An 18625-nucleotide genomic window follows, 5' to 3' on the forward strand; every position below is an offset into this window, starting at 1 on the left:
TCAAACCTCCGAAGTGATGATGCGGCCACCGGTGTGACCGCATATAACGAGGTTAAGTTTAGTTCTGTCGCCAGCTAAACGCGTAACGCAGAGCGCGATGAGGCAGGATAAACTCCGGCGACACGCTCGGGCTCCACGAATCATCGCCGCCGACGCCCATATGGAAGGCGTCGATACTCAGCCAGCAGCCCGGCTCCGCTTCCAGCAGGTGATGATGGGTGGTGTCGCGCAGCTGCTGCTGACCGTAGCGGCTGAGGGAGAAGTGGAACTGTCCCTGCAGCAGATGAGTACCAAACGCCAGCTCGCGGGTGTCGCAGCGCAGGCCGTTTTCCGTCGGGAAGATGTACGGCGTATGCAGCGCATCCAGCGGCAGCGTCCAGCGGCCCTGGCGCGCGGCCAGTTTTCTGTCCGGGTAGTTCTCATCCGGCCCCAGCCCAAGCCAGCTTGCCGAATCAGGCGCGTCTGCCAGCTGGCAACTCAGGCCGATACGCGCCGGCTCAGGAATGTCACTCGCCACCTGAATCTGCACATCGCCGTGGAGCACGCCGTGGCTGTCGATAGTCCAGACCTTGTGGCTCATGAACAGGGTTTTGCCGTTGAATTCCCAGGCATGACGCGTGGTGATGGCGACTTCGTGCGTGCGCTGCTCGCCTTCACAGTGCAGCAGGCGCGGCGTCAGGCTATACATACCCACCGCTTTCCAGCGTTCCACCCACGCGTTCGGATCGATGCGCGTCGCCTCGCTAACGCCAATGTCGTTATCGAGCGGCGCGCGGGTAAAGTTGTCGGTCAGCGGCGTGCGCAGCGTTTCGGTGCCGTTATTCCACCACTGGGCGAGATTCCCGCTGGTGCGATCGAACTGCCAGCGCTGCCCCTGATGGGTCACTTCCAGAACCGCCTCTTTGACGGTCAGCGCCGGTTTCGCCGGGCCGACAACTGGCGTTGCCACGTAGAGCGGCGCAGGCAGCGGGAACTGATCCCAGGCGCAGCGATGATGGGCTGGCGACCAACAGGTGGCCGCCGTCTGGAAGACGTCGAGATTCAGCCAGACTTCCCCCGGAGCGGCGGTGATTTCCGGCAGGACGATCTCGATACGCTGCGAGCCCTGCGGCGCAATCGACAGCACTACCTCGCCACTCGCCAGCGCCTCAACGTCGCGCAGGATATTCCAGCGCAGGGATTCGTTGTCGCTGTGGCGGAACAGGTAATCGCTATGAACCTCCACCACCAGCGGCGAAGTGCTCACCAGCGTAAAGGTGAAAAACTGCTGCGCGCGCAGGGCTTCAAACAGCGCCGGATGCGGCGTGCGGTCCGGGAACACCAGCCCGTTCAGACAGAACTGGCGATCGTTGGGTTTATCGCCAAAATCTCCGCCGTAGGCCCAGAATGGCTGGCCGGTGTCGTCTTTTTTGGTCAGCGCCTGATCGACCCAGTCCCAGACGAACCCGCCCTGCAGTCGCGGATGGCTGCGGAACGCCTGCCAGTATTTGGCAAACCCGCCGAAGCTGTTGCCCATCGCGTGGGCGTACTCGCAGAGGATCAGCGGGCGCGTTTCCTCCGGCATGCCGATCCACTTTTTAATCGACCATTTAGGCACCGCCGGGAAGGGCTGATCCTGATCGACGCGGGCGTACATCGGGCAGACGATATCCGTCGCCGCCGTGTTGGCCCCGCCGCCTTCGTACTGCACGGGGCGCGTCGGATCGGTGGTTTTGATCCAGCGATAGAGCGTATCGTGGTTCGCCCCGTGGCCGGACTCGTTGCCCAGCGACCAGATAATGATCGACGGATGATTGCGGTCGCGCTGCACCATGCGCGTCACGCGCTCGCTCATGGCCGGGAGCCAGCGCGGATCGTCCGCCAGACGGCTCATCGGCACCATGCCGTGGGTTTCGATATTCGCCTCGTCCACCACGTACAGGCCGTAGCGGTCACACAGGCGATACCACAGGGGATGGTTCGGGTAGTGCGAGCAGCGCACGGCGTTAAAGTTATGCTGCTTCATCAGCTCGATATCGCGGCGCATCGTGGCTTCGTCCATCACCTGCCCGTTTTCCGGATGATGCTCGTGACGATTCACCCCGCGGATCAGCAGCGGCTGACCGTTCACCTTCAGCAGGCCGTTGCTGATTTCGACGCGGCGGAACCCGACGTCGCAGGCTTCCGCTTCCAGCAGGTTTCCCTGCCCGTCGCGCAGGGCGAGCGTCAGACGAAAAAGCGTGGGCGTCTCCGCACTCCACAGTGCCGGACGCTCGACCGCAAGTGTGACGTTTAACCGTTCCGCCCAGTTGCCGCGTTCGTCCACCACCGCCGAGCCCGGACGGGCCGTCGCGGTGGCGATCGATTCGTCGCCCTGCCAGAGTGTCAGCGCCACTTCGCACTCGGCAAACGCCTCGCCGCCAAGGGCCACTTCCACCTGCAATTTTGCCCGATCGTAATCCGCATTCAGCTCGGTGACGTAGTGGTAATCGGCGATGTGCGTGGCGGGTTTATGCTGAAGCGACACGTCGCGGAAAATCCCGCTCATGCGCCACATATCCTGATCTTCGAGATAGCTGCCGTCGCACCAGCGCAGTACCAAAATGGCCAGACGGTTACTGCCCGGTTTCAGCACCGCGGTGAGATCAAACTCCGCAGGCAGGCGGCTGTCCTGGGAATACCCGATCCACTCCCCGTTGCACCAGAGATAAAACGCCGAGTTCACGCCATCAAAAACGATGCGCGTCTGCCCGCTCTCCAGCCACGGGTCATCCACCTCAAATGTGAGCGAGTAACAACCCGTTGGGTTCTCGGCTGGCACAAACGGCGGGTTAACCATAATCGGGTAGGTGACGTTGGTGTAGATCGGCGTATCGAAGCCCTGCATCTGCCAGTTGGATGGCACAGGCGTAACGACAGCATCCGAACACTCCTGGGTTATCCAGCTCTCGGGAACCTGCTCCGGCGCGCTGAAAAAGCGGAACTGCCAGTCGCCGTTCAGCACTTTCTTGTGCGAAGGATCCTCCTCCTCGCGGGCCTGATTTTCATCGCGCCAGCTATGAAACGGCGCGTGGGCAGGCAGACGGTGCCATTGGGTGACGCCGGGGTTTTCCCAGTCGCGACGAGCTAAGACAGATTTCAGAGAGTGTGGGGATGCGACAGACATAATGACCTCTTTTGCGAAGCGCTCACAATTTTAGTCACAATGCCCTGGAGGGACGATCCGGTAAAGGATCTGACGGCGGCAAAGCGAGCCAGATCACAAAAGGATTATTGTCGGGCCAGCTGCTCGGCCATCAGCGCCAGAGATTTCAGCTGCTGGGCCAGCGCTTCGCGGTCGGCCTGCTGCGGGGCGTGACGGGCGCTGGAGTGGCGCTCCACCAGCGTGACCGGGAGCTGCGTTTGCCAGAGAGCATCCGTTGATCCCGACAGCAGCCACTCGACGCTGCGCTCTCCGGCAACACGAAACGCCTGGCGGACGGTGGTCAGCGGCGGAGAGAACCAGGCGCTGTCGGCCGTATCATCAAACCCCACGACCGAAATCTGCCCCGGAACCGCCACCCCTTTTTCCGCGCAGGCGCGCATCACGCCGAGCGCCATCTGATCGTTCGCCACCAGAATGGCATCAGGAAGCGTGCTACCCGCCAGCAGCTGATGGCCTTTTTCATACCCGGACGCCGCGCTCCAGTCGCCATGCGCAATCGCGCACGGCACGATTTCATCCTGCGCCAGCCGCGCCTGCCAGCCCGCGAGACGCGCGCGCGACGAGACAGAGCTTTCTGGCCCGCTGAGCAGCGCAATGCGTCGGTGTCCCAGCGCGAGAAGATGCTCCGCGCCCAGCGTCGCGCCCTGTTCCGCATCAAACGCCAGGCGATTCACTTTCGCTTCGGGGGAGACATCAAAGAATAAAACCGGCACCGGCGCGGCCAGCTGACGAATGTGCTCAGCTTGCGGATCGTCGAGCGGAACGTTGACCAGCAATCCTTCCACGCGCTGGGCCAGCAGTTCTTGCAGGGCCGCCTGACAGCGTTCGGGATGCTCCACCATCGAAATCAGCACGCTGGTTCCGCACTCGCCCGCGCGGGATTTCACCGCCGAGGCAATTTGCGACGGCGCATGCAGCGCCAGGTCGGTGGTGATCAGCCCCAGCGTGCGGGTGCGTTTCCCGGCGAGCTGCTGTGCGCCACGGTTGGGGACGTAGTGCAGTTCCGCCATCGCCTGCTGCACCTTTTCCCGGGTGCGGGCGGAGACGTGCTCCGCATCGTTAATCACGCGGGAAACGGTCTGATAGGAAACGCCCGCCAGGCGGGCAACGTCATAGAGAGTGATGGCTTTCATGCTTTCAGTATCGCAACGGGAGATGCCGGTATTCTGGCACAGGGCGGCTGTTAAAGCATGTGAGCGCTTCGCAAATTAAACAATTCGTTCCGGCTCTGGCGCGATTATTACCTGTGGCTTCTGACGAAACCACGGCAGGCAGATCTGGATCAGTGGCCCGATGGCCAGGGCGTAGAGCACGGTTCCCACGCCGAAGGTGCCGCCGAGCACGCAGCCAATCAGCAGGACGGACACTTCAATCGCGGTACGCACGCTGCGCACCGACCAGCCGGTGCGGGCGTTGATCCCGGTCATCAGGCCGTCGCGCGGGCCGGAACCAAAACCGGCGCCAATGTACATTCCGGTCGCCAGGGCGTTCACCACCACGGCGGAAATCAGCAGCGCACTGCGGGCCACCAGCGAGCTCATCTCAGGCAGCAGCGACAGCGATGCATCGGCGGCCAGACCAATGACAATCACGTTACTGATGGTGCCCAACCCCGGACGCTGGCGCAGGGGGATCCAGAACAGCAGCACGGCTGCGCCGGTCAAAATCATCACCGTGCCGATGTCCATCGCCAGCAGGCGGGCGACGCCCAGGTGAAACACGTTCCACGGGTCAGCACCCAGATCGGCGCGGACGAACATCGCGGTAGAAAGCCCGTAAAATCCCAGTCCGACGTAAAGTTGCAGTAAGCGACGCAGCATTATTTTTCTCCAGCAGGTTATGCTTTCATCCTGGCGGAAAATGGCTCTATGATTAATGTCCAGTTTTCAAATAGTGGACTGCATATGTCATCCCGTCGTTTCGGTAGTCAGTCTCTGGTGCGCCTGTTAGGCCACTGGCAACAGCCCTCTTCCCGCACTCCGCTCTGGCGTCAGCTGGCGGACGCGCTGCGCCTGCTGATCCTCGATGGACGGCTGGCCCTGGATACGCGTCTGCCCGGCGAACGTGAGCTGGCGGCAGCGCTTACGGTGAGTCGCACGACCGTCAGCAGCGCGCTGGCGCATCTGCGCGACGCCGGGTATCTGGAGAGTCGCCACGGCAGCGGTTCGCGCATTATTCTCCCGGACAGCCATGCCGTCCCGACGCGGGCGGCGGCAAGCGTAGCGCTGGATCTCTCAACCGCCGCCCTCAGCGCCGGGCCGGAAATTCACCAGGCCTACACCCACGCTCTCACCGCCATGACCCAGCATCTCTCGCAGACGGGCTATGACCAGCTGGGCTTGCCGGAGCTGCGTGAAACCATCGCCGCACGCTACTGTTCGCGCGGGCTGCCGACGCGGGCGGATGAAATCATGGTGGTCAACGGCGCCGTCAGCGGGCTGGCGCTGGTGCTGCGAATGTTGACCGGGCCAGGCGATCGGGTGGTGGTGGATCATCCCACTTACCCGCTGGCGATTGCGGCGATCCAGGGCGCGTCCTGCCGCCCCGTCGGCGTGGCGCTCCCGGAATCGGGCTGGGACACGGACGGATTTGCCGCCACACTGGCGCAAACCGCGCCGCGGCTGGCCTATCTGATGCCAGATTTTCATAATCCGACCGGGCGCTGCATGGACGTTGCCACCCGCCAGATCATCGCTGATATCGCCGCGCAAACTCGTACTACGCTGGTGGTGGACGAAACCATGGTCGATCTGTGGTTTGATGCCCCGCCGCCCCCGCCGCTGGCGGCGTTTAACCCGCAGGCCAACATTATTACCCTCGGTTCGGCGGGGAAAAGCTTTTGGGGTGGCCTGCGGCTGGGGTGGATCCGCGCCTCATCGCGCACCATTGCGACGCTTGCCCAGACGCGCGATACCCTCGATTTGGGCTCGCCGATGCTGGAACAGCTGGCGACGCTGTGGTTGATTGAACACTCAGACGCGTTCCTGCCCGCAAGAAGACAGATGCTATCGGAACGCCGCGACCGCTGCGGCGCGTTAATGCGCGAGCATTTTCCTGAATGGCGTTTTCATGAGCCAGAAGGGGGGCTGTCGTATTGGGTGGAGCTGCCGGGCAGGGTCGCCACACAGTTTGGCGCACGAGCGGAGACGCTGGGGATTCATCTGGGAACCGGAACGCGATTTGGTCTTTCAGGGGCCTTTGACCGCTATCTGCGGATGCCTTTCTCAATGGATTCAGCAGAGCTGGAAAATGCACTGCTGCGAATTAAATCCTTATGGACCACATTGAATAAAAGCGACAGTTTTTTAAAACGCGGCGTTATATAACCGGGTGAGAAATAAAAACTGCTGGCTGCAACATTGCAGTCAGCAGTTTTCACAGGTTTGTCATCAGTGCTGAGGAGGGATCGGGAAACCTTTCAGAGAAATAACGAAATTTTCTCCTTCTTTCTTTATTTTTGCGCCCGTATCACACCAGTCAGACGCTATGCGAAAGAACTCATCACTTCCTACATTCCAGCCAAGACGTACGTGTTTCACATAGCCTGAACGAAGCAGGTCGCAGGCCTCTTTGTAGTCATTGGCGGTAGACAGTTGTTGTTTCATTTTCTCTTCTTCAGAAGTTTGCGTAGAGCTTTGATTTCTTTAGGAGTAAAAGGAGAAATACTCTCTTCTTCCGTATGCTGATTATCAATATCCTCTTCCGATACTCCCGCCTCTTCTGCTGCTTCAAACGCCAGCAGCAGCAGTTTTTCTGTCGTGACGCTTAAATTCTCATTATTCACTTCAGCATAATGGCGAAGTCTTTCTTTTAGCGCTTCATCAATTTTTACGTTTAAGACTGCAGTTGCCATGTTTGTGACTTCCCTTCGGAATAAGTTATTTATTTAATACACGAAGTTAGGGATGCAATCCACTGATATATTTTTTGCTTATGACCGAATAAAAACACCCCGACATTAATTTGCCAGTCTATTATTACAGGTTTATGACAATATTATTTCAATGCAATGAAGGATATATTACATATCCCTTTTAAATTCATGGATAATATTTTTTTGAGGGAGAGATTTTTTCTGGAAGGCAGAAATGGGTGGGGGCCCTGCCAGCTACATCCCGGCACACACGTCATCTGCCTTGGCTGCTTCCTTCCGGATCTGACCTGGTAAACAGAGTAGTGTTGCGGGAGAACCAACAGAGCCCCCATTGAGAGCGTTGGCTGTTCCCCAACGCGCTGGCGCATTATCACTGCACAGGATCGCAATTGCAAGTTAACCGCGACCGGATGCTGGTTTATTGCGCAAACCGTAAAAATAATCAGGTATTATACCTCTCCTTTTAGACCCGACATTCCCGCGCATGTTCCTTAACGTTCAGTCGCGATCTCTTCAACAGGAGTTCTCCCATGGATGAACACGACTCTTTCCCCCAGCGGGTGTGGCAAATTATCGCCTCGATTCCGGAGGGCTACGTTACCACCTACGGCGATGTGGCCCGTCTGGCGGGTTCACCGCGTGCGGCGCGACAGGTCGGCGGCGTGCTGAAACGTCTGCCGGAAGGCAGCTCCCTGCCGTGGTATCGGGTGGTGAATCGTCATGGCGAGATTTCTCTGACAGGCCCGGACTTGCAGCGTCAGCGGCAGGCATTACTTTCAGAAGGCGTTCAGGTATCGGGAAAGGGCAAGATTGATATGCAGAAGTATCGCTGGATTTATTAACTGCCCTCCCCGGTGAGGAGAGGGCAAAGGTCAGGCTTAGTACTTCGTCGGAGCCGGAACGGCAGAAGACGGGTTAACCTGCGTTGGCGAGGTTGACGGAACCGTCGTCGCGGCACCACCGCCCTGCTGCATCGGCACGGCAGTCTGCTGTACCGGAACCAGCGTCAGATCGGCTTTGGTCCCACCTTCGTTGATCACCGGCTGTACCGTATCGGTGATAAACACCAGTTTGTCATTCACGGTAATCGCCGCACTCAGCAAGATGCGCGCCTTAGGCTGGATATCGGCCGGGTTAAACGGCAGCACGAAGCTGAACGGTGACTGTTTCCCTTCGGTGCGGACCGCTTTCTGCGACAGTACTTTAGACGGCGCATCCGCCAGTGAGGCATCAGACAGCGTCACGGTTAACACCGCATCCGGCGGCAGGGCCACTTTCTGGCGGATCCAAACGGTACCGGAAACGTTAGGTTGCTGCATGGTTGGCTGTGTCGTCGCCCCAGCGGCATTTGGGTTTGGCGCTGGCGTCTGGATATCTGCACTTTTATCCGCGCAGGCAGACAGAGCAACGGCTACCGCTAAACCACTTAACATGTGCACGAGTTTCATTGAGTTCTCCTTATCATCAATGCACCAGCGGGATCGATCCCGCCAGGGGGTCGTTAACAAAAACATAACGTGACTAAGTGTGGCACAAATCACTTATATATGCCTGGATTCCACCGATTATTCAGATTATTGCACCCATCGGACCACTTTCCTTTTTACGTTATAATGACTCTATCTTTCGCTGTGGCGCTTTATTGAGGACGACTATGAGTCAAGCACTGAACAATCTGCTGACATTACTGAATCTGGAAAAAATCGAAGAGGGACTCTTCCGCGGACAGAGCGAAGACCTCGGCTTACGCCAGGTTTTCGGCGGTCAGGTGGTCGGCCAGGCGCTGTATGCCGCCAAAGAGACCGTGCCCGCAGACCGTCTGGTGCATTCGTTTCACAGCTATTTCTTACGCCCTGGCGACAGCGCGAAACCCATTATCTATGACGTCGAAGTACTGCGCGACGGCAACAGCTTTAGCGCCCGTCGCGTGGCGGCCATTCAGAACGGAAAGCCGATTTTTTATATGACGGCCTCGTTCCAGGCACCGGAAAGCGGGTATGAGCATCAAAAAACGATGCCGCCAGCCCCGGCACCGGACGATCTGAAATCCGAAACCGATATCGCCCGCGCGCTGGCGCATCTGTTGCCGCCGCAGGTGAAAGAAAAATTCCTGTGCGATAAGCCGCTGGAGATCCGCCCGGTCGAGTTCCATAACCCGATGAAGGGTCACATCGCCGAGCCAAAACGTCAGGTGTGGATCCGTGCCAACGGTACGATGCCGCAGGATCTTCGCGTCCATCAGTATCTGCTGGGCTACGCGTCTGATTTCAACTTCCTGCCGGTGGCTCTGCAGCCCCATGGCGTCGGCTTCCTTGAAAAAGGGATGCAGGTCGCGACCATCGATCATTCCATGTGGTTCCACCGCCCGTTCGATATGAACGAGTGGCTGCTGTACAGCGTGGAAAGCACCTCGGCGTCGAGCGCACGCGGGTTTGTGCGCGGGGAGTTTTATACTCAGGATGGCGTATTGGTGGCGTCGACCGTGCAGGAAGGGGTGATGCGCAATCGGGGGTGATTTGTGCGGCCTGATGCCCTCACCCCGGCCCTCTCCCACGGGAGAGGGAGAAAATACTAAAATGGCAACTTTCGTTGTAATACCAGTCAGTTAAGCAAAATAATGAATTTGAATTCATTATTTTGCTTGCTCCAGGACCTTTATGGCATCCGTGGAATTGTTCCGTTCACTTTCGTTCTTCTGCTTCCGGTCCATCTCTCTGCGGTGAACGTGCCAGGGTGGCTCAATCGCCACCACCCTGGCAACCCCGGCTCCCGGCAAAGAAAATCGCCGCTTCGCGGTGCCTTCGTCTTATTCCTTCCGGCTGACGGGGACGGGCGCAGGTAACATCCCTGTAAGTCGCGCCCTCGACGCACATCCCTGTGCGTCGCCCCTGCCTCCAGTCAACGCCTCAGCGATTTTCAGCCGGACTCACGATCCCTCCACCTTCACGGCAGCCTGAAAGTGGCACCGGTGTTGGGTCCCCGCAGAAATCGGCGAACCGGAGGCCGGATGACAAGGGCTGGACGCCAGGGATGGCGGCCAGAGGCGAAACGAGACAGGACAAAATTGCCGGGAGCAATTTTGAACAGCGCTTGCGCTGGCCCCGAAGGGGCGAGTCCCATGGATGGGACGAGTAATCACGAGTCGAGCCGACCGCGGGCAGATAGCCGGGAGGTGAGCGCAGTGCGCAGCACCGATTTCATGGCGGGGCGCGGGGATTGCAAAGGGGGCCGCGTAGCCCCCTTTGCACGTTCACAGGTTGTGAAGCGATTATATTCTGCTGAACATAAGGTGAACGGAACAACCTCAGGTGCTTAACTGGCCAGCATTACAACTCTCGTTGCCGTTTTGCTTTTACCTTAGGCGTTATACGCATTCTCGCCGTGGCTGTTCACATCCAGACCTTCGCGCTCCTGCTCTTCCGGAACGCGCAGGCCCACGGTCAGGTCCGCCAGTTTGTAGCCGATGAAGGCCACGACACCCGACCAGACGATGGTGAGGCCGATGCTTTCCAGCTGAACCAGCAGCTGATGACCCATGGTCACGCCTTCTGCATAGCCCACACCGCCGAGCGACGTGGCCGCGAAGATACCGGTCATGATGCAGCCCACGATCCCGCACACGCCGTGGACACCGAACACATCGCAAGGGTCATCCACGCGCAGAATACGTTTCAGCGCCGTGACGCCCCACAGACCCGCCAGACCGGAGACGAGACCAATCAGCAGCGCGCCGCCCACACCGACGTAACCGCACGCTGGGGTGATGCCAACCAGACCGGCAATCGCGCCGGAACAGGCACCCAGCAGAGAAGGCTTACCGCGTACCACCCACTCACCAAACACCCAGGAGAGGATTGCGCCAGCGGTCGCCACCACGGTGTTCACAAAGGCCAGCGCAGCGATTTCGTTAGCCGCACTCGCGGAACCGGCGTTGAAGCCGAACCAGCCAAAGTAAAGGATTGCCGTACCGGTGAAGACCATCGGCAGGTTGTGCGGTTTGAACGCCTCTTTACCAAAGCCCACGCGTTTGCCAATCAGGTATGCCCCGACCAGGCCCGCGACAGCGGCGTTAATATGCACCACAGTACCGCCCGCGAAGTCCAGCGCGCCGTGTGACGCCAGCAGACCGCCGCCCCAGACCATGTGCGCGATGGGCACATAGGAGAGCGTCAGCCACACCACCACGAAAATCAGCACCGCGGAGAAGCGAATACGTTCCGCCAGCGCACCGACAATCAGGCCGACGGTAATACAGGCGAACGAGCCCTGGAACGCGACGTGAATGTACTGATAGAAGCTGCCCATCAGCGCGGTCAGCTGAATATTTTTCAGCATCGCCCAGTTAAAGTTGCCGAAGAAGGCGTTGCCCTCGCCGAAGGCCAGCGAGTAGCCATACACCACCCACAGGACGCAGACCAGCGCGAAGGTCACCGCGACCTGCGTCAGCATGGACAGCACGTTCTTACCGCGAATCAGGCCGCCGTAAAACAGCGCGATGCCCGGAATGGTCATGAACAGCACCAGCGCGGTGCAGATCATCATAAAGGCGTTGTCTGCTTTGTCGGCCACCGCAGGAGCCGCCATCGCCAGGCCCGGCAGCAGTGCCAGAGACCCCAGAGCTATTTTGATTGTTGATGTCTTCATTTTCTCGATCCCTATCACTGTGTGCCAGGAGTTACTTACAGTGCCGCTTCGTCAGATTCGCCCGTACGGATGCGAATGACGCGCTGCAATTCGGCAACGAAAATTTTGCCGTCGCCAATTTTTCCGGTGTAAGCCGCTTTGCTCACGACATCGATCACCTCGTCGAGCTGGTCGTCAGCGATAGCCACATCAATCTTCACTTTCGGCAGGAAGTTGACACTGTATTCGGCCCCGCGATACAGCTCCGCATGGCCCTTCTGACGCCCAAAGCCTTTGACTTCGGTAACCGTCAGTCCCTGAATCCCCATTGAAGACAGTGCTTCACGAACGTCTTCGAGTTTGAATGGTTTAATGACAACCGTAACCAGCTTCATAGTTCCTCTCCAGTCAGAATTCATAATGGCCCGCGTTTACAACAGAGGTATTGCAAGGGATGTGCCAGAGTTTAAAACCGGCAGGAAATCAGGCGGGAAAGGCAGAAAATGGCGATTGAGCAGAAATGGATAAAAAAAACGCACCATGACAGTGCAGGGTGCGTTTCATTTTTGCACCAACAGAAATCCCTGTTAGCGGCTTGCGGTATTTTGGTGCATCAGGCGCTGAGGGACTCCTCTTCGCGCGTACTGGCGGCCAGCTCTTCCCCGGCCAGCTGCAGCTGATACATCTGCCAGTAGCGACCTTTCGCTTCCAGCAGCTCACGGTGCGTGCCGCGCTCGACGGCCTGCCCACGATGCAGCACCAGGATGGTATCGGCCTCGACGATTGTCGACAGGCGGTGAGCGATCACCACCAGCGTCGTGTGCTCGCGCACCTCCGCCAGCGCTTGCTGGATGGCCTGCTCCGTGCCGGAGTCAATGCTGGCCGTGGCTTCATCAAGGATCAGCACCTGCGGCGTTTCAATCAGCACGCGCGCCAGCGCCAGCAGCTGCTTCTGCCCGACGGAGAGATTGTTCCCCTGCTCGCCGAGTTTGGTGTAGATCCCGTCGCTCATTTCACGCGCCAGTTCCGCGAGCTGGACTTTCTCCAGCACGTCCCAGACCTGCGCCTCGCTGAACGGACGGCCCAGCGTGACGTTGGCAAAGAAAGAGTCAGCCATCACCACCGGATCCTGCTGGACCATCGCAACCCCTTTGCGCAGCACGCCGTGGCTCAGAGTCGAGAGCGGACGCCCGTCGAGGCGGATTTCGCCCTGCGTCAGCGGGTAGTAACCCATCAGCAGGCTGGCGAGGGTACTTTTCCCGCTCCCCGTGTGCCCGACCAGGGCGACAAAACTGCGCGACGGAATATCAAGATCAATATCCTGCAGCACCAGGCGATCTTCGCGATAGGCAAAGGAGACATGATCGATCGCGATAGACCCGCTCTGCAGTTCACGCTCATCGTTGCCGTAGGTCTGGCGCGGTCTGTCCATCAGCTCGAAGACGCGCTCGCCGGCGACCACCGCCTGTTGCAGCATCGACTGCTGGGTCGTCAGTTCGATCAGCGGCTCGTTCAGACGCCCGAGGTAGCTGATAAACGCATACAACACGCCCACTTCCATCGTGCCGCCCGAGCCGAAACCAAACAGCATCAACAGACCGCACAGCACCAGCGCCGAGAACAGGCTCAGCAGCGGACGCAGCAGGAAGCCATCCAGACGCAGGGTTTGCATGCGCGCCATATAGTGCGAGCGGCTTGCCTCGCCCATGCGTTCACCAAACCGTGCCTGCTGGCGGAACTGCTGGATAACGCTCATGCCGTTGATGACTTCGTTAAAGCCGTCGTTGATATCCGCCAGATAACCGCGGACCCGACGCACAATCGGCGTGCTGTAGCGCTGGTAAATGATCATCACGATCATCACCGCCGGGAAGATGGTGATCGCCACCAGCGCCATCCGCCAGTCGAGGCTGAACATCGCCACCAGCATCGCGCCGACCAGTGCGGCACTGCGCAGCACCGTCGCCACCACGGTGACGTACAGATCGCGGATCACTTCCGTATCGTTGGTGACGCGAGAGATCACCTGACCGACAGGCTGGGTATCAAACTCGCTCAACGGCTGACGCAGAGCGGCATCCATCACGTCGGTGCGCAGCTGCTGCACCACGCCGACCGCCGCCTGGTTAAACAGCAGCGACTGAGCGTAATGCAGGGACGCCGCCAGCAGCTGAAGCCCGACATAGGCCGCGCCCAGCCCGGCCACCAGGCCGAGCGGCAGATAGCTTTTCGCCACCATGTTGTCGATGAAATAGCTGATGAGCAGCGGGCCACTGACTTCCGCGATCGCCGCCACCCACAGCATCACCACCGCAATCGAGAGCGGTTTGCGCCACGGCGAACCGTAGGCCAGCAGGCGTTTCAGGGTCGGCCACAGCTGGGTAAACTTACGCATGGGTGGCCTCCTCGTTCAGGTCCGGCGCGTCATCCAGCGCCGCCTCCAGCTGTTGATAGCGATACATGTCGCGATACCACCCGGACTGTTCCGCCAGCTGGTCGTGATGCCCGCGCTGGGCCACATGCCCGTGCTGCATCACCAGAATTTCATTCGCTTCCGTCAGGGCCGATAGACGGTGAGCGCTGATAATGACCGTGCGTCCCTCGCCCCACTGGCGCAGGTTGTGCAGGATCTGATGCTCGGTGCGCCCGTCGACGGCGGAGAGCGCATCGTCAAGGATCAGGATTTCGGCGTTCAGCAGCAGCGCGCGTGCAATGGAGATGCGCTGTTTCTGTCCGCCAGAGAGCATCACGCCGCGCTCGCCCACTTCGGTGGCGTAACCCTGCGGCAGACGCAGAATATCGTCATGAACGCTGGCCAGACGCGCCACGTGCTCGATCTCTTCCTGCGTCGCCGTCGGATGGCCCAGCGCGATGTTATTGGCGACCGTATCGGAGAACAGGAACGGTGTCTGGCTGACCACCGCCAGGCGGCTGCGCCAGGCGTCCAGCTGTAAGCGGGTCAGGGGAATGTCGTGGAAACGGATATCGCCTTTGGTGACATCAAAGTGACGCTGAATCAGTGACAGTACCGTGCTCTTACCCGCGCCCGTCGGGCCGCAGATACCGAGCATCTGCCCCGGAAGCAGTTCAAAGTTGACGTTTTCCAGCATCGGGCGCTCGGTTTGCGGATAGGAGAATTCAGTCACCGCCACCTTCAGCACTCCGCGCCCTTCCGGCACGGATTCGGTGCCATCGTTCACCACCGGCGCTTCCGCCAGCATCGAGCGAATACGGCTGTACGCCGCGCTGCCGCGCTCGACGATGTTAAACATCCAGGCCAGGGCCAGCATCGGCCAGATCATCAGCCCAAGGTACATGGCAAAGCTGGTCAGTTGCCCGAGAGTCATGGAGCCGTTGACCACCATCCAGCTCCCGCCGCCTATGGCCAGCAGGTTGGCGGTGCCAATGGCGATGTAAATCGTCGGGTCGAAGCGCGCGTCGATGCGCGCCACGCGCAGGTTTTTGGCCCCCGTATCGGCGGCGTCGGCGGCGAACTGCGCCGACTGGCGATCTTCCAGACCGAAGGCTTTGATCATGCGGATGCTGGTCATGCTCTCCTGGGTTCTGTCGTTCAGGGAGGAGAACGCCGCCTGAGCCAGCTTGAAACGCTCGTGCAGCTGCTCGCCAAAGCGGTTGATCGCCAGCGCCATCAGCGGCATGGGTAATAGCGCCAGCAGCGTGAGCTGCCAGCTGATCTGCGTCGACATCACGATCAGCACCGCGCAGCCCATCACCAGCGAATCAACGAGAGTTAACACCCCTTCCCCCGCGGCGAACACCACGCGATCCACGTCGTTGGTGGCGCGCGCGATCAGATCGCCCGTGCGGTGGCGCAGGTAGAATTCAGGATGCTGGCGGCTGAGCTGGCGGTAAAAATCTTCGCGCAGTTCGACGGCTAGCTGATAGGACGCCCCGAACAGCAGCACGCGCCAGACGTAGCGCAGCAGGTAGACAATCACCGCGGTCAGGACCAGCGTGCCGACCCACATCATCACCCGTGCGGTGGTGTAATGTTGTTCCGTGACGCCGTCCACCACATAGCCCACCACTTTCGGCGGGATCAGCTGGAGAATGGCAATGATAATAAGCAGGGCCACTGCGCCGAGATAGCGTCGCCACTCCCGGCGGAAGTACCAGCTTAACTGAGCAAATAATCGCACGCGGTCAATTCCTGAAGGTATTGTTTGAGTTATTCAATAGGTAACGCTGTGGTGTATTTAATCTGTTCCATGGCGAAACTGGAGGTGACGTCCGACAGACCCGGCACGCTGTTCACCAGCCGCTTGTAGAAGTCGTCGTAGCGCTTCATGTCCGCCACCTGGACGCGCATCAGATAGTCGTATTCCCCGGCCATGCGCCAGAAGCCGAGCACTTCGGGCATCTCGGAGACTTCGGTGACAAACCGGCAGTACCAGTCGCTACTGTGGTGCTGCGTTTTTATCAGAACAAACGCGGTCAATCCAAGCCCCAGTTTTTCGGGATCGAGCAGCGCTACGCGCCCGAGCAAAACCCCGTCGTCTTCCAGTCTTTTAAGGCGTTTCCAGCACGGCGTGGTGGTCAGATTAACGGCATCGGCGAGTGCCTGCAAAGAGAGGGTGCAGTCCTTTTGCAGTAAGGAGAGCAGCTTACGGTCAATTTTATCTAACATACCCCACCTCTCAGAGAATAATTTTCTCCTGACATTCTATTTTAAAGGCCAGATAGCAACAATTTTTTCTGTGCTTTTCGCTATGCTGGGCACAAAATGACAAACGGATAGACACGATGAATAGCACCTGGGTCAAACACGCGATCAGCGAAATCAATGCCGACTATCAGCGCTCGGCGGACACGCACCTCATCCGCCTGGCGCTGCCGGGTTTTCCCGGCATTCAGCTGTACCTCAAAGATGAAAGCACCCATCCGACCGGCAGCCTGAAGCACCGTCTGGCGCGCTCCCTGTTCCTGTACGGATTGTGCAACGGCTGGATCAAAGAAGGCACTACGATCATTGAATCCTCGTCGGGTTCAACCGCCGTCTCCGAGGCCTATTTCGCCCGTCTGCTTGGCCTGACGTTTATCGCCGTCATGCCCTCCTGCACCGCGAAACGCAAAATCGAGCAGATCGAGTTTTACGGCGGACGCTGCCACTTCGTTGAGAGCGCCTGCGAAATCTACGCCGCTTCGGAGATGCTCGCTCGCGAGCTGAACGGCCATTATATGGACCAGTTTACCTTCGCCGAACGCGCAACCGACTGGCGCGGGAATAACAACATCGCCGACAGCATTTTCCGCCAGATGAACAATGAACCGCACCCGGAGCCGTCGTACATCGTGATGAGTGCGGGGACCGGCGGGACGTCCGCCACCATTGGCCGCTATATTCGCTGCCAGGGTTACGACACCAAACTGATGGTCGTGGATCCGCAGAACTCGGTATTCCTCGACTACTGGCAACACCGCGACGCCAGCCTGCGCAGCCCGGTGGGCAGTAAAATCGAAGGGATTGGACGCCCGCGCGTGGAGCCGTCATTCATTCCCGATGTGGTCGATGAGATGCTGCGCGTGCCGGATGCGGCCAGCGTCGCCACGGCGCACTGGCTGGAAACGCAGCTGGGCCGCAAAGTGGGCGCATCAACGGGCACCAATATGTGGGGGGCGCTCCAGCTGGCGGTGCGGATGCGCGAAGAGGGCCGGACCGGTTCTATCGTCACCCTGCTGTGCGACAGCGGCGAGCGCTACCTGGACACCTATTACAACGCGGAATGGGTCAAAGCAAATATCGGCGATATTGAGCCGTGGAAAGCGCAGATTGCGCAGATGACGAAATAAAAAAAGCCAGGCTATGTGCCTGGCTTGCTGGAAGGGTCTCACTATTCGGGGGAATACGGGAGGTTTGGTTTATCCAGCCAATGAGTCAAAAAGTGGGACACCGCTTCGTTACGGCAATGCCCAATAACCGGGAGATGCGATAGCTCAGCCTTCAGCTGTGGCATCGCATTTCCCATAATCACACCGCGGCCGACGCTGCCCAGCATCTCGCGGTCGTTCATAGCATCGCCAAATGCCATACAATCCTGCATCGTCAGACCTAAGTGGTCGCTGAGTACCGCCAGCGCGGAACCTTTGTTACATCCCACCGGCAGCACTTCGAGGCACTCTACCGCCGAGAAGGTCAGATGCGCCCGGTTGTCTAATACTTCATTAAGCTGAATGCGCAGACGGCACAGATCGTCATGATCGCCACAGAAACAGATCTTGGTCACCGAGTGCGCAGGAAGACGGCGCAGATCCGTGAGCTGGTAGCGAAAGCCGCTGTAGACGTGCGCTTTAAGCAGTTCCGGGATCTCTTCGCCCGTCAGCCAGCCAGTATCATTGAAAACGTGAATGCTGGCCTGGGTATCCCAGGTGCTGTGCAGGACCAGGTCCGCCACTTCCGGGTCCAGATCCTGACGGTGCAGCACGTCACCTTCGACGGAGTGAATGCGCGTCCCGTTGCCGGTGATCAGAAACGCATCCATCGACAGTTTGCCGAGCAGGTGACGCATCTCCAGCACGTGACGGCCGGTGGCAAACGTCAGGGTGATATCACGCTCATGCAGCCGCTTCAGCGTGCTCAGGGTTTTGTCTCCTAAGCGGTGATCCGGCATTAAGAGCGTGCCGTCCATATCAAATGCTGCAAGCCGCGCCATGATGACTCCAAAAAGGTAGTGGGGTTAATCTGGGGATCAGTATTGCCCGCAATATACGGAAGTAATAGTGAATAGATGAGGATTATTGTTCCGGGTTTATAAAAAAACGCTGCCGGGGCAGTAATGCTGATCAGTTAAGCATCTGAGGTTGTTCCGTTCACCTCATGTTCAGCAGAATATAATCGCGTCACAACCTGTGAACGTGCAAAGGGGGCCACGCGGCCCCTTTGCAATCCCCGCGCCCCGCCATGAAATCGGTGCTTCGCACTGCGC

16 protein-coding genes and 1 other RNA gene are annotated in these 18625 nt (G+C 59.1%); 4 read left to right on the forward strand and 13 right to left on the reverse strand.

The features are described 5' to 3' along the window. Window positions 1–58: 58 nt before the first annotated feature. From AC3WS9_RS16605 to yczE, 3 genes are all read right to left on the reverse strand, one after another. Window positions 59–3145: a beta-galactosidase gene (locus AC3WS9_RS16605; protein WP_492489403.1), complete on the reverse strand. Its 3087-nt coding sequence runs from the start codon at window positions 3143–3145 to the stop codon at window positions 59–61. 104 nt (window positions 3146–3249) lie between these two features. Next, window positions 3250–4317 (reverse strand): LacI family DNA-binding transcriptional regulator, encoded by a 1068-nt coding sequence (locus AC3WS9_RS16610; protein ID WP_492489405.1) that lies wholly within the window; start codon window positions 4315–4317, stop codon window positions 3250–3252. A gap of 75 nt (window positions 4318–4392) precedes the next feature. Beyond that, a complete protein-coding gene (gene yczE / locus AC3WS9_RS16615) occupies window positions 4393–5004 on the reverse strand; it encodes a membrane protein YczE (RefSeq protein ID WP_285153363.1) in 612 nt (203 codons plus the stop codon). 84 nt (window positions 5005–5088) lie between these two features. Here yczE and yczR point away from each other — a divergent pair, with 84 nt between their 5' ends. Then, complete coding sequence (gene yczR, locus AC3WS9_RS16620; protein WP_492489407.1) at window positions 5089–6510, forward strand: MocR-like transcription factor YczR; 1422 nt, start codon at window positions 5089–5091, stop codon at window positions 6508–6510. Window positions 6511–6573: 63 nt separating this feature from the next. On the opposite strand, the gene AC3WS9_RS16625 is transcribed toward yczR, so the two are convergent. The 3 genes from AC3WS9_RS16625 to ffs form a co-directional block, all read right to left on the reverse strand. Next, a complete protein-coding gene (locus AC3WS9_RS16625; RefSeq protein WP_014069144.1) occupies window positions 6574–6789 on the reverse strand; it encodes a hypothetical protein in 216 nt (71 codons plus the stop codon). Further along, window positions 6786–7037 (reverse strand): hypothetical protein, encoded by a 252-nt coding sequence (locus AC3WS9_RS16630; protein ID WP_492489409.1) that lies wholly within the window; start codon window positions 7035–7037, stop codon window positions 6786–6788. The genes AC3WS9_RS16625 and AC3WS9_RS16630 overlap by 4 nt, the downstream gene beginning before the upstream one ends. Before the next feature lie 246 nt (window positions 7038–7283). After that, an RNA gene (gene ffs, locus AC3WS9_RS16635) (signal recognition particle sRNA small type) lies at window positions 7284–7380 on the reverse strand. A gap of 208 nt (window positions 7381–7588) precedes the next feature. Here ffs and AC3WS9_RS16640 point away from each other — a divergent pair. Next, complete coding sequence (locus AC3WS9_RS16640; RefSeq protein ID WP_285145198.1) at window positions 7589–7900, forward strand: MGMT family protein; 312 nt, start codon at window positions 7589–7591, stop codon at window positions 7898–7900. Between the two features lie 36 nt (window positions 7901–7936). On the opposite strand, the gene AC3WS9_RS16645 is transcribed toward AC3WS9_RS16640, so the two are convergent. Next, a complete protein-coding gene (locus tag AC3WS9_RS16645; RefSeq protein ID WP_282492610.1) occupies window positions 7937–8506 on the reverse strand; it encodes a YbaY family lipoprotein in 570 nt (189 codons plus the stop codon). Window positions 8507–8712: 206 nt separating this feature from the next. Here AC3WS9_RS16645 and tesB point away from each other — a divergent pair, with 206 nt between their 5' ends. Next, the gene (gene tesB / locus AC3WS9_RS16650) at window positions 8713–9573 is read left to right on the forward strand and encodes an acyl-CoA thioesterase II (protein ID WP_282492611.1); all 861 of its coding nucleotides are present in this window, start codon (window positions 8713–8715) and stop codon (window positions 9571–9573) included. Window positions 9574–10415: 842 nt separating this feature from the next. On the opposite strand, the gene amtB is transcribed toward tesB, so the two are convergent. The 5 genes from amtB to AC3WS9_RS16675 form a co-directional block, all read right to left on the reverse strand. Beyond that, window positions 10416–11702, reverse strand: a complete 1287-nt coding sequence (gene amtB, locus AC3WS9_RS16655; protein ID WP_282492612.1) for an ammonium transporter AmtB — start codon at window positions 11700–11702, stop codon at window positions 10416–10418. 35 nt (window positions 11703–11737) lie between these two features. Then, window positions 11738–12076 (reverse strand): P-II family nitrogen regulator, encoded by a 339-nt coding sequence (glnK, locus tag AC3WS9_RS16660; RefSeq protein ID WP_006809867.1) that lies wholly within the window; start codon window positions 12074–12076, stop codon window positions 11738–11740. A gap of 218 nt (window positions 12077–12294) precedes the next feature. Then, window positions 12295–14076 carry a SmdB family multidrug efflux ABC transporter permease/ATP-binding protein gene (locus AC3WS9_RS16665; protein WP_285145201.1) on the reverse strand — a complete coding sequence of 594 codons (1782 nt, stop codon included), beginning with the start codon at window positions 14074–14076 and terminating at the stop codon, window positions 12295–12297. Next, window positions 14069–15841 (reverse strand): SmdA family multidrug ABC transporter permease/ATP-binding protein, encoded by a 1773-nt coding sequence (locus tag AC3WS9_RS16670; protein ID WP_492489413.1) that lies wholly within the window; start codon window positions 15839–15841, stop codon window positions 14069–14071. The genes AC3WS9_RS16665 and AC3WS9_RS16670 overlap by 8 nt, the downstream gene beginning before the upstream one ends. Before the next feature lie 29 nt (window positions 15842–15870). Then, entirely contained in the window at window positions 15871–16329 is a 459-nt protein-coding gene (locus AC3WS9_RS16675; RefSeq protein WP_012016320.1) for an Lrp/AsnC family transcriptional regulator, read from the reverse strand. Window positions 16330–16445: 116 nt separating this feature from the next. Here AC3WS9_RS16675 and AC3WS9_RS16680 point away from each other — a divergent pair, with 116 nt between their 5' ends. After that, window positions 16446–17492 carry a PLP-dependent cysteine synthase family protein gene (locus AC3WS9_RS16680; RefSeq protein WP_492489415.1) on the forward strand — a complete coding sequence of 349 codons (1047 nt, stop codon included), beginning with the start codon at window positions 16446–16448 and terminating at the stop codon, window positions 17490–17492. Window positions 17493–17533: 41 nt separating this feature from the next. Here AC3WS9_RS16680 and cof read toward each other — a convergent pair whose 3' ends face one another. Continuing rightward, complete coding sequence (cof, locus tag AC3WS9_RS16685) at window positions 17534–18352, reverse strand: HMP-PP phosphatase (protein WP_492489417.1); 819 nt, start codon at window positions 18350–18352, stop codon at window positions 17534–17536. Window positions 18353–18625 lie beyond the last annotated feature (273 nt).

Source organism: Lelliottia sp. EB106-05-01-XG201 (assembly GCF_058791735.1).

Coding starts and splice junctions, on each gene's coding strand:
- AC3WS9_RS16675 (WP_012016320.1), bottom strand. CDS start 16,329: ATGTTAGATAAAATTGACCGTAAGCTGCTCTCCTTACTGCAAAAGGAC.
- AC3WS9_RS16640 (WP_285145198.1), top strand. CDS start 7,589: ATGGATGAACACGACTCTTTCCCCCAGCGGGTGTGGCAAATTATCGCC.
- AC3WS9_RS16630 (WP_492489409.1), bottom strand. CDS start 7,037: ATGGCAACTGCAGTCTTAAACGTAAAAATTGATGAAGCGCTAAAAGAA.
- glnK (WP_006809867.1), bottom strand. CDS start 12,076: ATGAAGCTGGTTACGGTTGTCATTAAACCATTCAAACTCGAAGACGTT.
- AC3WS9_RS16680 (WP_492489415.1), top strand. CDS start 16,446: ATGAATAGCACCTGGGTCAAACACGCGATCAGCGAAATCAATGCCGAC.
- AC3WS9_RS16610 (WP_492489405.1), bottom strand. CDS start 4,317: ATGAAAGCCATCACTCTCTATGACGTTGCCCGCCTGGCGGGCGTTTCC.
- AC3WS9_RS16645 (WP_282492610.1), bottom strand. CDS start 8,506: ATGAAACTCGTGCACATGTTAAGTGGTTTAGCGGTAGCCGTTGCTCTG.
- AC3WS9_RS16605 (WP_492489403.1), bottom strand. CDS start 3,145: ATGTCTGTCGCATCCCCACACTCTCTGAAATCTGTCTTAGCTCGTCGC.
- yczE (WP_285153363.1), bottom strand. CDS start 5,004: ATGCTGCGTCGCTTACTGCAACTTTACGTCGGACTGGGATTTTACGGG.
- amtB (WP_282492612.1), bottom strand. CDS start 11,702: ATGAAGACATCAACAATCAAAATAGCTCTGGGGTCTCTGGCACTGCTG.
- tesB (WP_282492611.1), top strand. CDS start 8,713: ATGAGTCAAGCACTGAACAATCTGCTGACATTACTGAATCTGGAAAAA.
- yczR (WP_492489407.1), top strand. CDS start 5,089: ATGTCATCCCGTCGTTTCGGTAGTCAGTCTCTGGTGCGCCTGTTAGGC.
- cof (WP_492489417.1), bottom strand. CDS start 18,352: ATGGCGCGGCTTGCAGCATTTGATATGGACGGCACGCTCTTAATGCCG.
- AC3WS9_RS16665 (WP_285145201.1), bottom strand. CDS start 14,076: ATGCGTAAGTTTACCCAGCTGTGGCCGACCCTGAAACGCCTGCTGGCC.
- AC3WS9_RS16625 (WP_014069144.1), bottom strand. CDS start 6,789: ATGAAACAACAACTGTCTACCGCCAATGACTACAAAGAGGCCTGCGAC.